This window comes from Pseudomonas migulae (assembly GCF_024169315.1).
Taxonomy (GTDB): Bacteria; Pseudomonadota; Gammaproteobacteria; order Pseudomonadales; family Pseudomonadaceae; genus Aquipseudomonas; species Aquipseudomonas migulae_B.
On sequence record NZ_JALJWR010000001.1, the window covers coordinates 484,342 to 498,260 of the forward strand.

Annotated in this window: 9 protein-coding genes; 1 reads left to right on the top strand and 8 read right to left on the bottom strand. The window is 61.6% G+C overall.

The window, feature by feature from the left end:
• Positions 1-56 precede the first annotated feature (56 nt).
• The 7 genes from J2Y86_RS02270 to J2Y86_RS02300 form a co-directional block, all read right to left on the bottom strand.
• The gene (locus tag J2Y86_RS02270) at positions 57-1,697 is read right to left on the bottom strand and encodes a BatD family protein (protein ID WP_253427796.1); all 1,641 of its coding nucleotides are present in this window, start codon (positions 1,695-1,697) and stop codon (positions 57-59) included.
• A complete protein-coding gene (locus tag J2Y86_RS02275) occupies positions 1,694-3,430 on the bottom strand; it encodes a tetratricopeptide repeat protein (RefSeq protein ID WP_253427798.1) in 1,737 nt (578 codons plus the stop codon). Before J2Y86_RS02275 ends, J2Y86_RS02270 begins: the two co-directional genes overlap by 4 nt.
• Entirely contained in the window at positions 3,427-4,506 is a 1,080-nt protein-coding gene (locus J2Y86_RS02280; RefSeq protein ID WP_253427800.1) for a vWA domain-containing protein, read from the bottom strand. Before J2Y86_RS02280 ends, J2Y86_RS02275 begins: the two co-directional genes overlap by 4 nt.
• Positions 4,499-4,993 carry a DUF4381 domain-containing protein gene (locus J2Y86_RS02285; protein WP_017338461.1) on the bottom strand — a complete coding sequence of 165 codons (495 nt, stop codon included), beginning with the start codon at positions 4,991-4,993 and terminating at the stop codon, positions 4,499-4,501. The genes J2Y86_RS02280 and J2Y86_RS02285 overlap by 8 nt, the downstream gene beginning before the upstream one ends.
• Positions 4,990-5,934: a DUF58 domain-containing protein gene (locus J2Y86_RS02290; protein WP_253427802.1), complete on the bottom strand. Its 945-nt coding sequence runs from the start codon at positions 5,932-5,934 to the stop codon at positions 4,990-4,992. The genes J2Y86_RS02285 and J2Y86_RS02290 overlap by 4 nt, the downstream gene beginning before the upstream one ends.
• Positions 5,935-5,939: 5 nt before the next feature.
• Positions 5,940-6,899 carry an AAA family ATPase gene (locus J2Y86_RS02295; protein ID WP_008030123.1) on the bottom strand — a complete coding sequence of 320 codons (960 nt, stop codon included), beginning with the start codon at positions 6,897-6,899 and terminating at the stop codon, positions 5,940-5,942.
• 275 nt (positions 6,900-7,174) lie between these two features.
• The gene (locus J2Y86_RS02300) at positions 7,175-7,528 is read right to left on the bottom strand and encodes a hypothetical protein (protein WP_253427804.1); all 354 of its coding nucleotides are present in this window, start codon (positions 7,526-7,528) and stop codon (positions 7,175-7,177) included.
• Positions 7,529-8,031: 503 nt separating this feature from the next.
• Here J2Y86_RS02300 and J2Y86_RS02305 point away from each other — a divergent pair.
• Entirely contained in the window at positions 8,032-12,933 is a 4,902-nt protein-coding gene (locus J2Y86_RS02305; protein WP_253427806.1) for an NAD-glutamate dehydrogenase, read from the top strand.
• A 187-nt stretch (positions 12,934-13,120) separates the two neighbouring features.
• Here J2Y86_RS02305 and J2Y86_RS02310 read toward each other — a convergent pair whose 3' ends face one another.
• Positions 13,121-13,831 carry an ATPase gene (locus J2Y86_RS02310; RefSeq protein ID WP_253427808.1) on the bottom strand — a complete coding sequence of 237 codons (711 nt, stop codon included), beginning with the start codon at positions 13,829-13,831 and terminating at the stop codon, positions 13,121-13,123.
• Positions 13,832-13,919 lie beyond the last annotated feature (88 nt).

Genomic DNA, 13,919 nt, shown 5'->3' on the forward strand with positions numbered 1-13,919 from the left:
TTGCACTGGAACAATCATCCCGGGGAGGGTTGTTCCAGATCACCTGAGGGCAGTATCTATTTCGGATAAAGCGGCGGCAGGCCACTGTCGCCCACCGGATCATGAACCCGCTCGGCAATCGGGATCGCCTTGATCGCGCGCCACAACTCCTCGCCTTGCCAATGCTGGCCAGTTTCGCTGTACAGCGCCCCGTTCAAACCATCCAGCGCATCGGACAACGGCACAAATCGCGCCGCCATGTCGGCCAGGGTTTCCGGTTGTTGCCGGGCCCAGGCGTCGAGGGCCTGGCGGGTGGCGTGGGGGTCGTTGGCCTGGCAGGCGCGCTTGAGGTCGTCGAGCACCGTGCGCGGGCTCGGGCCGGTCTGCGTTGCTCGCAGGATCGCCGGTTGCCAGCGGGCGCGCCACCAGAGGCCGAAGCCCAGCAAGGTAGTGCAGGCCAGAATCATGGTGCTGAGTTTCCACCACCAGAGCGCTTCGTTGTCGGCAGCGGAAATCACCGGTGGCATGCCCGCCGGTGCATCGACCATCAAACCTGGATTGTTCGCCACTTGCAGGGGCCGGGCCGGCAGGCTGGTGTGTTCCAGATGGTCCTCGAAGGTGTTCCACCAGACCACTTCCACGGCGGGCAACTCAATGGCACCGTTGCGCACAGGCACCAGCGCTTCACGGTCCTCGCGACTGCCGATCAGACCGCGCTCGCTGTTCTGGTTGACCAGCACCGGCTGATCCGGATAGCGCCGCAAGCCATTGACGTCGGTCGCCGGCAACGGTGGCAGTTGTGAACTGGCCAGGCCTTCGGCCTTCAAGGTCAGGCTGCGGGTCAGCGAATCGCCCACCTGCGCATGATCCGGTTCCGGGTTCCAGCTCTCGCTCAGACTCAGGCTCCTGGCCGGTAGCCAAGGCACATCAGCCGGGTAACTGGCGGGTTTTGCCTTGACGGTCAGCGGCAGTACGGCCGAGCTGACGCGCATCAGTTTGCCGGACTTCGGTACCTGGGAATCGACCTCCTGGCTCGGTTGCGCGTCCACCAGCGTGGCACTGAAGATCTGCGCCGGAATGATCAACTGGCCACTCTGTTGCGGGTAGATCGCGTAACGCAGTTCGATCACGCCGTGGCGCAGGCCGTTGATGTCTTTTTCGTAAGTGCGCGACTCACCCAGTTGTTCGATGCGTGCATCAGGGATCTGCAACGGGGTCAGGCTGCTGTCGTCGTACAGCGAAACGGAATGGTAGATACGCAAGGTCAGGATCGCCTGGGCCTGCACGTACACGCTGTTTTGATCGAGGCTGGCGTCGATGAAGACCGGGGCCAGTTTGTGGGTGCTGTCCTGGGTTTCGCTTTCGACCACTTGCAGGGTGATCGGCTGGCTCTGCACCTCGCCCAGCTGCAGCGGTGGAATCACCACGCTGCCGTTCTGGCGAGGCAGGAGAGTGATGATCCAGCGGGTGGTGGCGCGGTTGTCGCCGTTGATGGTGGTCAACTGGTTGACCTGGCGGGTGCCGCGCACGTCGAACAGCGGTTCCAGCGCCGTCAGGTCAGGCTTGCCGAACTGCGTCACGTCGTTGGATTCCAGGGTCAGCTCGACCGTCTCGCCGGAGTTCAGGCGAGTGCGATCGACACTGGCGACCAGCCCCGCAGCCTGGGCCTGTACCGTCCAGAGAAACATCGCAAGCAAGAAAGCGGTGAAGCGGGTCATCGAGTTTTTTCCTGATCCTGATGTTGTTGCTGTTCGTACCAGAATTTGCGCCTGAGCAATTCACCCGGGTCATCCGGGATTTTGCGCAGCCATTGTTCCAAGGCCTGGCGCTGTTCGCCATCGATGGCATCGCTGGCCGGGCGCAACGGCGGGGTGGTGCTTTGTTCGTCGCCCAGCTCGCTGCCGGGTACCTCATTGGTGCCGGGCCGCGGGGCTGTCGTATCCGACTGCTCCGCATCGGGCGTAGTCGCCTGGGCATCGGGCTTCGGCTCGCCACTGTTCGACGGTTGAGTGGCTGCGCCGGGTGGTGGCTCCTGCGGGGCCCCGGTCTCGTCGCCTTCGGTTTTGTCCGGTTCAGCGGCTTTTGGTGTGTTTTTTTGCTTGAGCAGGTTTTCTACCAGCGCCTTGTTGGTCAGCGCCGGGCGCAGATCCGGCTGGCGTTCCAGCGCCTGGTCGTAAGCATCCAGCGCGGCTTCCAGCTCTCCGCTTTTTGCCAGCGCGTTGCCACGATTGTAGTGGGCGAGAGCGTCATTACCCTCGGCGAACCGCTGGGCGGCGCCACCGAAGTCGCCGGCCTCATAGAGCGCCACGCCTTGCCATTGTCGATCTTGGAAGTGTTGCGCGGCCTCGGCGGGGCGCTTCTTCTTGAGCAGGTGCAGACCCTGTTGATCCGGACGCAGCCACAAGTCTTCGAAGTCGAAGGCGTAGCTCGGTTGCGGCAGCAGGAACAGCAGCGGCAGGCAGAACAACCAGCCGCGCCGCCCGGCGCAGGCCGCCAGCAGCAACAGCGGCAACAACAGCCAATAACCCTGATCGGCCCAGGTATCGAGGCGCAAGGTCTGGCCGTCATTGCGCAAATTGCGCGGGCCGTCGAGCAGGCCGAGGGCGCGCAGGTCGGCATCGTCCAGTCGCGCATGGCGATAACGCCCATCAAGACCGTTAACGAACGCTTTCAGGTTCGGCTCGTCGAGGTGCGGCACCAGAATCGCGCCCTGATCATCTTTGAGGAAACTGCCGTCTTCCTGCGTGATCGGCGCACCTTCGGCGGTGCCGATGCCGAGCATCAGCAATTGTGTCGACTTGCCGTCCAGCGCCTGTTGAATCCCTTCGCGTTCCAGTTCGGTCAGGGACGAGCCGATCAGCAGGATCCGGCCGTCACCCAGCGCGCTCTGATTCAGCAACGCCAGGGCCTTGGTCACCGCGAGGTCGGCGCGATGACCTGCCTGGGGCATCAGCGACGGTTTGAGTGCATCCAGCAGATTACGGCTGGTGGACAGATCGTCCGACAGCGGCACCAGCGTGTGCGCGCTGCCGGCGTAGACGACGATGGCGGTCTGCGCGTCGCTGCGATTCTGCAGCAGGTCGAACAGCTTGCGCCGGGCCTGTTCCAACCGGTTTGGCGTCACGTCGGTGGCGAGCATTTCCGGGGTCAGCTCCAGGATCACCACCAGCGGGTCGGCCGGTTTCTGACTGGTTTGTTCGACACGCTCCCAACCCGGGCCGAGCAGCGCCAGTATCGTCAACAGCCACGCCACGCCGAGCGCGATCCACGGCAGTTTGCTGTCGCGACCGTTACCGCCACTGAGCAATGCGGAATGAAAAGCGGGAGGCAGAATCATCTGCCAGCGCCCGGCGCGCTTCTGCCGGTGCCAGAGTTGCCAGAGCAACCAGCCGAGCAGCGGCAACAACAGCAGCCACCAAGGGCGGAACCAGTAAGGCCACAGCGCGCTCATCGGCGTCTCCGCAGGCGCAGGCGCTTGAGCCGTTGGCGCCAGTCAGGCAGTGGCGTCTGCAAGAACAGATCCTTGGTGAATAGACGCTGCAACGGGTTGTCCGGCCAGCGTTCGCGGACGACCAGCAGCATGCTCAACAGCAGCGCCATCGCCAACGGCCAGTGATACAACGTCTGCGCCGGGCGGGCCTGGGTCGGTTGTTGAGTCACCGGCTCCAGTTGATCGAGGGTTTCCTTGATCGATTGCAATTCCTTGCCATCGCGGGCACGGAAATACTGGCCACCCGTGGCGGCGGCGATGGCCTTCAACGCGGGCTCGTCGAGGTCCAGGCTCGGGTTGATGCCAAGGAATCCCGTCGTGCCGCTTTGCTCGGGATCGGCGCCGATGCCGATCGGGTAGATTTTCACGCCTTCCTTGGCCGCCAGCCGTGCCGCCGTCAGCGGGTCGATTTCGCCGCCGTTGTTGGCGCCGTCCGTGACCAGGATCAGCACGCGGCTTTGCGCCGGACGCAGGCGCAGGCGTTTGAGCGCAAGACCGATGGCGTCGCCGATGGCGGTGTTCTTGCCGGCGATGCCGATGCGTGCTTCGTCGAGCCAGATCCGCACGGTGCGCCGGTCGAACGTCAGGGGGGCCTGCAAGTACGCCCGGCTGCCGAACAGGATCAGGCCGACACGGTCGCCTTCACGGCTTTCGAGAAAATCACCGAGCAAATGTTGAACCAGCGTCAGGCGGCTGACCTCATCGTCCTGCCACTGCATGTCGGGAAAATCCATGGAGCCGGAAACGTCCACCGCCACCAGCAGATCCCGGCCGCTGGCGGCAATCGGCAACGGTTCGCCGAGCCACTGCGGGCGCGCCGCGGCGATCAGCAAAAACAGCCACAGCAGCATGAACGGCGCTTGCTGGCGCCAGGCCGGCAGATTGGCACGAGCACGACGCCGGGCGAGGCCTTCGAGGTCGCTGAGGAAGCTGACTTTGAGCGCCGGTTCGCCGCTGTCGGCCACCGGCAACACCACACGCATCAACCAGGGCAGCGGCAGCAGGGCGAAGATCCACGGCCAGGCGAACTCAAACATGCTTGCGAATCCAGGTATCGACGGCTTGCGTGAGGCCGGCAATGGCCTTGTCGTCGAGTTTGCATTCGGGTTTGTAGGCGCCTTCGACCAGCACCATCCAGCGCGTCAGGCCGGCGGCCGGGCAGCGGTTGTCGAGGAACGCCAGCCATTTGCGCCCGTTGAGGGTGTGGCTCTGGCTGTAGGGGTAATGGTTGCGGCACAGGCGCTTGAGCAAACCGTTGAGTTGCTGCAGCCAGGCACCGGCCGGCGCGCCGTCGTAGGGTTTGGGCATCAGCGCCAGTTCGGCCAGTGCGGCGAGGCGTACCGGGTCCAGCGGTTGTTCGGCGCGCACGATGGGGCGCTTGTTCGGCAGGAAACGCCGCGCCTTCCACAGGCCGAAGCCGATCAGCGGCAGCAACAGCAGCAATAGCCACCAGCCCGGCGCGGGAGGCCAGAAGCCTGGCGGTGGCGGGGAAATCAGTGGTTGCAGTTGATCGAGGCTGCTCATCGACCTTTCCCCGGTTTTTGCGGGTTCAAGTACTCGCGCAGTTGTTCGACCATTTCGCTTTGAGTGCTCAGGGGCATCAACAACACCCGCAGTTTTTGCGCGAGCAATTCCCAATGGGCGATGCGTGCTTCGGCCTGTGCGCGGTAGGTCTGGCGCAGGTCGAAATTCAGCGTGTCGAGTTCCAGTTGCGCGCCGCGTTCGGCAAAGCGCAAAAGGCCGGCAGCGGGCAGGGCGTGGTCCAGTGGATCGGAGAGCGGCAACAGCAACAAGTCGCAATGGCGGGCCAGCAGGCTCAATTGCTGCTCGGAGCCCTCGGTCAGCGAGCGTTCGTCGCAGATCAGGACCACCAGGCTGCCTGGGCGCAGGACTTCCCGGGCACGACGCAGGGCGAGGTTGAGGGCATCGCGGTTCTGTTCGCTTTCGGTGTGCAGCGATTGATTGACGCGCACCAGCCGGTTGAGAAATTGCAGCAGGCTTTGTTTGCTGCGTCGTGGCTTGATTTCGTAGTGTTCGTTGTCGCCAAACACCAGCCCGCCCACCCGATCGTTATGGCCGAGCGCGGCCCAGCCGATCAGGCTCGCGGCCTGGGCGGCGAGCACCGATTTGAACATCAGCCCTGAACCAAAAAACAGCCGACGGCTTTGCTCGACCATGATGAAAATCGGCCGCTCGCGTTCTTCGTGGAACAGCTTGGTGTGCGGTTCCTGGGTGCGGGCGGTAACGCGCCAGTCGATGCTGCGTACGTCATCGCCGGCCTGATAGACCCGCACCTGATCGAAATCCACGCCACGGCCACGCAGCTTGGAGTGGTGCAAGCCGATCAGCGGACTGCGCTGGCTCGGCGTGGAGAACAATTGCACTTCACGCACGCGATGGCGCATCTCGATCAGCTCGGCGAGACTGACGCGGATGCCCGGCTCGGGCGGCAGAATGGCGTTCATCGGGGTCAAGCGACGGCTACAACGTCGAGAATCCGCTGGACCACCCGGTCCTGGTCGATGCCAGCGGCTTCGGCTTCAAAGGAAAGAATGATGCGATGGCGCAACACGTCGAACAGCACGGCTTGGATGTCTTCCGGGCTGACGAAGTCGCGACCGGCGAGCCAGGCGTGGGCCCGGGCACAACGGTCGAGGGCAATCGAGCCACGGGGGCTGGCGCCGTAGGCGATCCACTCGGCCATCTCCGGATCGAACTTGGCCGGTGTGCGCGTGGCCATGACCAGTTGCACCAGGTATTCCTCCACGGCGTCGGCCATGTACAGACCGAGAATTTCCTTGCGGGCGGCGAAAATCGCCTGCTGGCTGACCCGGCGTTCCGGTTTGGTTTCGCCGTTCAGGGCTTCGCCGCGGGCCTGTTGCAGGATACGGCGTTCAACGGTCGCGTCCGGGAAACCGATTTTCACGTGCATCAGGAAGCGATCGAGCTGGGCTTCTGGCAGCGGATAGGTGCCTTCCTGCTCGATCGGGTTTTGCGTGGCCATCACCAGGAACAGCGGCGATAGCTCGTAGGTGCTGCGGCCGACACTGACCTGCCGCTCGCCCATGGCTTCGAGCAATGCCGACTGGACCTTGGCCGGGGCACGGTTGATTTCGTCCGCCAGCACCAGGTTGTGGAAGATCGGGCCTTGCTGGAACACGAAGCTGCCGGTTTCCGGGCGATAGATTTCCGTGCCGGTGATGTCGGCAGGCAACAGGTCGGGGGTGAACTGGATGCGATGGAACTGCGCTTCGATGCCTTCGGCGAGCTCTTTGATGGCCTTGGTCTTGGCCAGGCCCGGGGCGCCTTCGACCAGCATGTGGCCGTCGGCCAGCAAGGCGATGAGCAAGCGCTCGATGAGTTTTTCCTGGCCGAGAATCTGCGTTGAAAGAAAGGTTCGCAGCGCGAGCAGCGCTTCACGATGTTCCATCGATGACTGTTCCTGGAAAGGGTGACCGAAGACGTTCGAATAACGCCAGGGCTGGGGGCGTTACTTTAATCCATCGCGGGGGGCGGCGACTAACGGCATTTTGTGCAAATGTGCGCAAGGGCGGGTTATCGATGTTGTTTCGGGGGATGTGGCGATCTTACGGACGCCTTCGCGGGCAAGCCTCGCTCCTACGATGCTGGGGCGGCCGCGATATTGCGTTCGGCGCAAAACCGTAGGAGCGAAGCTTGCTCGCGAAGGGGCCCTCTCAAACACCGTCAAAGCTCGCTAATGTAAGTCCCTGTGCCTTTAAGAATGTTCTGCAACGTTTCTTCCACCTCAGCCAGATCACCCGCATCGGTGCTGTGAATGATCTCCAGCGAATCATCCCCATTCAACGCATCCGCATCCGCCGCCGCGATTTCGATCAGCAAACGGGTTGGGCTGAGCGTCACTTTCACGCCGTCCAGCGTCGACGGTTCGCCATCGAGCGTGATCTCCAGCTCGTCCTCGTCGGGGTAGCGGCTCATCAGGAACATCTCACCCTGGTCGCTGTGGCAGGCGAGCATGGCCATGTTGTCTTCTTCCTCGTCACACGGGTTGACGATCAACAGGGAGGTGGTCATTTGCATGGGAAAATCCTGGCTCGGCGAGCGTTGTGAACACGACAAAAGGCGATTCTGCCAGCCCTCGGGAATTTCTGCTCGGCTGAGTGTCAGAGAATGTGTCGTGAACATTCGGGGTGCTGCTGGTCATTTCTGACACGAAGGTGCCGTAAATCCGGGCATAAAACGCCCAATTTCCTACACGGCTGCTAGTGTTGTTCGATGCACAGGCCTTGAGCTGCGTGCCGATGACCGAATATGTCGCAGCGCTGCAAGCACGGGCCTTGCCGCACTCGTTAAGCTGCGCAACGGATGAGCACCTGTAAAGACATTGCGCTGTAGGTTCGCCAGTCGTTTTTGCAGATGCCCATTCATGGAAGGTGAATGTGACCTGAGTGTCTCGTCCAGCTTCACCCACCTGTCACCCTGTTTCCTCTGCCCGAGAATCAGGAACAGGGTGACGGATCGCCCCGAAAGGGGTTTTGCACGCGACGCTTCCATCAATAACAAGCCCAAGCGGAGTACCACAGATGGCGTTCTTCACCGCAGCCAGCAAAGCCGACTTCCAGCACCAACTGCAAGCGGCACTGGCGCAGCACATCAGTGAACAGGCACTGCCACAAGTGGCGCTGTTCGCTGAACAATTCTTCGGCATCATTTCCCTGGACGAGCTGACCCAGCGTCGGCTGTCCGACCTCGCTGGCTGTACCCTTTCTGCGTGGCGCCTGCTTGAGCGCTTCGATCACGCGCAACCGCAGGTTCGCGTCTACAACCCTGATTACGAACGCCACGGCTGGCAGTCGACCCACACCGCGGTCGAAGTGCTGCACCACGACCTGCCATTCCTGGTGGACTCGGTGCGTACCGAGCTGAACCGTCGCGGCTACAGCATTCATACCCTGCAAACCACCGTGCTGAGCGTGCGTCGCGGCAGCAAGGGCGAACTGCTGGAAATCCTGCCGAAAGGCACCCAGGGCGAAGGGATCCTGCAAGAATCCCTGATGTACCTGGAAATCGACCGTTGCGCGAACACGGCCGAACTGAACGTCCTGAGCAAAGAACTGGAACAGGTTCTCGGTGAAGTCCGCGTCGCGGTCGCCGATTTCGAGCCGATGAAGGCCAAGGTCCAGGAAATCCTGACCGGCCTGGACAACAGCCAGTTCGCTGTAGACGCTGAAGAAAAAGCTGAAATCAAAAGCTTCCTGGAATGGCTGGTGGGCAACCACTTCACCTTCCTCGGCTATGAAGAATTCGTGGTGCGCGATGAAGTCGACGGCGGCCATATCGTCTACGACCAGGATTCCTTCCTCGGGCTGACCAAGCTGCTGCGCACCGGCCTGACCTATGATGACCTGCGCATCGAAGACTACGCCGTGAACTACCTGCGCGAACCGACCCTGCTGTCGTTCGCCAAGGCTGCCCACCCAAGCCGTGTCCACCGTCCGGCTTACCCGGATTACGTGTCGATCCGCGAAATCGACGCCGACGGCAACGTCATCAAGGAATGCCGTTTCATGGGCCTGTACACCTCGTCGGTGTATGGCGAGAGCGTGCGGGTCATTCCGTACATCCGCCGCAAGGTCGAGGAAATCGAACGCCGTTCCGGCTTCCAGCCCAAGGCTCACCTGGGCAAGGAACTGGCGCAGGTGGTCGAAGTGCTGCCACGCGACGATCTGTTCCAGACCCCGGTAGACGAGCTGTTCAGCACCGTGATGTCGATCGTGCAGATCCAGGAACGCAACAAGATTCGCGTGTTCCTGCGCAAAGACCCGTACGGTCGTTTCTGCTACTGCCTGGCCTACGTGCCGCGCGACATCTACTCCACCGAAGTGCGCCAGAAGATCCAGCAAGTGCTGATGGATCGCCTGAAAGCCTCGGACTGCGAGTTCTGGACGTTCTTCTCCGAATCCGTGCTGGCCCGCGTGCAACTGATTCTGCGTGTCGACCCGAAAAACCGTCTGGACATCGACCCGCAGCAGCTGGAAAACGAAGTTATCCAGGCTTGCCGCAGCTGGCAGGACGACTACGCGGCCCTGACCATCGAAACCTTCGGCGAAGCCCACGGCACCAATGTGCTGGCCGACTTCCCGAAAGGCTTCCCGGCCGGTTACCGCGAGCGTTTCGCCGCGCACTCGGCTGTGGTCGACATGCAGCACCTGCTGAGCCTGAAAGAATCCAATCCACTGGTGATGAGTTTCTATCAGCCACTGGGTCAGGTCTCCGGTCAACGCGAGCTGCACTGCAAGCTGTATCACGCCGATACTCCGCTGGCACTGTCCGACGTGTTGCCGATCCTGGAAAACCTCGGCCTGCGCGTGCTGGGTGAATTCCCGTATCGCCTGCGCCACAACAATGGCCGCGAGTTCTGGATTCACGATTTCGCGTTCACCGCGGCCGAAGGCCTGGACCTCGACATCCAGCAACTCAACGACACCTTGCAGGACGCCTTCGTCCACATCGTGCGTGGCGATGCCGAAAACGATGCGTTCAACCGCCTGGTGCTGACCGCCGGCCTGCCGTGGCGCGACGTGGCTTTGCTGCGTGCCTACGCCCGTTACATGAAGCAGATTCGTCTGGGCTTCGACCTGGGCTACATCGCCAGCACCCTGAACAACCACACCGACATCGCTCGCGAGTTGACCCGGTTGTTCAAGACCCGTTTCTACCTGGCGCGCAAGCTCGGCACCGACGATCTGGAAGACAAGCAGCAACGTCTGGAACACGCGATTCTGACCGCACTGGACGACGTCCAGGTGTTGAACGAAGACCGCATCCTGCGTCGCTACCTCGACCTGATCAAGGCCACCCTGCGGACCAACTTCTACCAGACCGATGCTCATGGTCAGAACAAGTCCTATTTCAGCTTCAAGTTCAACCCGCACCAGATTCCAGAGCTGCCGAAGCCGGTTCCGAAGTTCGAAATCTTCGTGTATTCGCCTCGCGTCGAAGGCGTGCACCTGCGCTTCGGCAACGTCGCTCGCGGTGGTCTGCGCTGGTCTGACCGTGAAGAAGACTTCCGTACCGAAGTCCTGGGCCTGGTAAAAGCCCAGCAAGTGAAGAACTCGGTCATCGTGCCGGTTGGCGCGAAGGGCGGTTTCCTGCCGCGTCGCCTGCCACTGGGCGGCAGCCGTGACGAGATCGCGGCCGAGGGCATCGCCTGCTACCGCATCTTCATTTCGGGCCTGTTGGACATCACCGACAACCTGAAAGACGGCGCGCTGGTGCCGCCGGTGAACGTCGTGCGTCATGACGACGATGACCCGTACCTGGTGGTGGCGGCGGACAAGGGCACTGCAACTTTCTCCGACATCGCCAACGGCATCGCCATCGACTACGGCTTCTGGCTGGGTGATGCGTTTGCGTCCGGTGGTTCTGCCGGTTACGACCACAAGAAAATGGGCATTACCGCCAAGGGCGCGTGGGTGGGCGTACAACGTCACTTCCGCGAGCGCGGCATCAATGTTCAGGAAGACAGCATCACGGTAGTGGGCGTCGGCGACATGGCCGGTGACGTATTCGGTAACGGCTTGCTGATGTCCGACAAGCTGCAACTGGTCGCGGCCTTCAACCACCTGCACATCTTCATCGACCCGAACCCTGAGCCTGCGAACAGCTTCGCCGAGCGTCAGCGCCTGTTCGATCTGCCACGTTCGGCGTGGTCGGATTACGACACCAGCATCATGTCCGAAGGCGGCGGGATCTTCTCCCGCAGCGCGAAAAGCATCGCGATTTCCCCGCAGATGAAAGAGCGCTTCGACATTCAAGCGGACAAGCTGACCCCGACCGAACTGCTGAACGCCTTGCTCAAGGCGCCGGTTGACCTGTTGTGGAACGGCGGTATCGGCACTTACGTCAAGGCCAGCACCGAAAGCCACGCCGATGTCGGCGACAAGGCCAACGATGCGCTGCGCGTGAACGGCAACGAACTGCGCTGCAAAGTCGTGGGCGAGGGCGGTAACCTCGGTATGACCCAGCTGGGTCGTGTCGAATTCGGCCTCAATGGCGGCGGTTCCAACACCGACTTCATCGACAACGCCGGTGGTGTGGACTGCTCCGACCACGAAGTGAACATCAAGATCCTGCTGAACGAAGTGGTTCAGGCCGGTGACATGACCGACAAGCAACGTAACCAGTTGCTGGCGAGCATGACCGACGAAGTCGGCAACCTGGTGCTGGGCAACAACTACAAGCAGACTCAGGCCCTGTCCCTGGCGGCACGCCGTGCATTCGTGCGCATCGCCGAATACAAGCGTCTGATGAACGATCTGGAAGGTCGCGGCAAGCTGGATCGCGCCATCGAGTTCCTGCCGTCGGAAGAAGCGATCAACGAGCGTCTCGCGGAAGGCCACGGCCTGACCCGTGCCGAGCTGTCGGTGCTGATCTCCTACAGCAAGATCGACCTCAAGGAAGCGCTGCTCAACTCCCTGGTGCCGGACGACGACTACCTGACGCGCGACATGGAAACCGCTTTCCCGCCGAGCCTGGTGAGCAAGTTCTCCGACGCCATGCGCCGTCACCGTCTGAAGCGCGAGATCGTCAGCACCCAGATCGCCAACGATCTGGTCAACCACATGGGCATCACCTTCGTTCAGCGACTCAAAGAGTCGACCGGCATGAGCCCGGCGAACGTGGCCGGTGCTTACGTGATCGTGCGTGACATCTTCCATCTCCCGCACTGGTTCCGTCAGATCGAAGCCCTGGACTACCAGGTTTCCGCTGACGTTCAACTGGAGCTGATGGACGAGTTGATGCGTCTGGGCCGTCGCGCTACGCGCTGGTTCCTGCGTGCCCGCCGCAACGAGCAGAACGCTGCCCGTGACGTCGCGCACTTCGGTCCGCACCTGAAGGAGTTGGGCCTCAAGCTCGACGATCTGCTCAGTGGCGAGATCCGCGACACCTGGCAGGCGCGTTATCAAGCGTACGTCGAAGCCGGTGTGCCAGAGTTGCTGGCGCGCATGGTGGCTGGCACCACGCACCTGTACACCCTGCTGCCGATCATCGAGGCCTCCGACGTGACCGGCCAGAACCCTGCGGACGTCGCGAAGGCTTACTTCGCCGTCGGCAGCGCGCTGGACATCACCTGGTACCTGCAACAGATCAGCGCTCTGCCGGTTGAAAACAACTGGCAGGCCCTGGCCCGTGAAGCGTTCCGCGATGACGTCGACTGGCAGCAACGTGCGATCACCATCTCGGTCCTGCAACAGGGCGACGGTACTCAGGACGTGGAAACACGCCTGGCGCTGTGGATGGAAGAGCACAAAGGCATGATCGAACGCTGGCGCACCATGCTGGTGGAAATCCGTGCCGCCAGCGGCACTGATTACGCCATGTACGCAGTGGCCAACCGTGAGTTGCTGGATCTGGCGTTGAGCGGGCAGGCGATAGTGCCTGTTCCTGCCACTGTCAGTGCAGAACTGGAGCCTGCGGCCTGATCAGTCGCTGAATGAAAAAGCCCCGCATTGAGAAATGCGGGGCTTTTTTTTGTCTGTGATTTTGTGTTGTCTGGTCGGGCCCCATCGCGGGCAAGCCCGGCTCCCACAGGTTTTGTGTCGTGTGCATGTTATGTGTCTAACACAACTCCTGTGGGAGTCGGGCTTGCCCGCGATGGGGTCATTGGCGTCAATACAACTTCCGGCCTGCTTTATTATCAATCATCGACACTTTATCTGTCGGCCCAGTCAATAAATTACTGAGCGACTGGTCAAACTTTTGCAACGCACGAACTTGCACATTTTGTTGCTCGTTAATATCCGCCACGATCTCTTCACTGCGTTTGTAGTCCGCCCATACCGGACTCAGTGCCTTGGCGTCATGCCCTTGTGCAGTACCGATGTAGTTGAAGTTGGCATCGTAAAAAACTGCACTCACATCGGCCTCGACGTCCGAACTGCGCGAGGTGATCAATTGGCTGCGGGTGTCGACAATGGCGACCACGTCCGGTTTCGCGGCCCTGAGGCTTTGCATGTCCGGGTATACCGTTACCGAACCGAACTGACGTTGCAGGGACGCTTTGACCCAATCCACCGCCATGTCGGGCCTGGAAGTGGCGACGTAGGCATCATGAATCGGTTGCACCAGCAGACTCTGGCCAAAACCGGTGCCGGCATTGGCCTGGTAATCCTGAAGGTAAGCGCGGTTGGTCTGGGTGTTGCGACTGTAAACGATGCCCAGCGATACATGTCTTCCGCTGGCGACACGGGTGGCGCTGCTGCGGCCGACCGGCTCGCTGAACATGCCGTCCAGTGAAGAAACAGCCGTCGGCGCGGTGGGAATTGAACATCCGGTGATTACAGCGGTTATCGCCAGGGTACTGACAAGTGCAAGTTTCATGGGTGATTCTCCAGTGAAACAACTTGAGTTGTTTAAAGGTTAGTTGCCGATCGAGTCAGCAGTGTTTTCAGACTAAACCTGTCGGCAC

Coding starts and splice junctions, on each gene's coding strand:
- J2Y86_RS02310 (WP_253427808.1), bottom strand. CDS start 13,831: ATGAAACTTGCACTTGTCAGTACCCTGGCGATAACCGCTGTAATCACC.
- J2Y86_RS02305 (WP_253427806.1), top strand. CDS start 8,032: ATGGCGTTCTTCACCGCAGCCAGCAAAGCCGACTTCCAGCACCAACTG.
- J2Y86_RS02275 (WP_253427798.1), bottom strand. CDS start 3,430: ATGAGCGCGCTGTGGCCTTACTGGTTCCGCCCTTGGTGGCTGCTGTTG.
- J2Y86_RS02270 (WP_253427796.1), bottom strand. CDS start 1,697: ATGACCCGCTTCACCGCTTTCTTGCTTGCGATGTTTCTCTGGACGGTA.
- J2Y86_RS02280 (WP_253427800.1), bottom strand. CDS start 4,506: ATGTTTGAGTTCGCCTGGCCGTGGATCTTCGCCCTGCTGCCGCTGCCC.
- J2Y86_RS02295 (WP_008030123.1), bottom strand. CDS start 6,899: ATGGAACATCGTGAAGCGCTGCTCGCGCTGCGAACCTTTCTTTCAACG.
- J2Y86_RS02290 (WP_253427802.1), bottom strand. CDS start 5,934: ATGAACGCCATTCTGCCGCCCGAGCCGGGCATCCGCGTCAGTCTCGCC.
- J2Y86_RS02300 (WP_253427804.1), bottom strand. CDS start 7,528: ATGCAAATGACCACCTCCCTGTTGATCGTCAACCCGTGTGACGAGGAA.
- J2Y86_RS02285 (WP_017338461.1), bottom strand. CDS start 4,993: ATGAGCAGCCTCGATCAACTGCAACCACTGATTTCCCCGCCACCGCCA.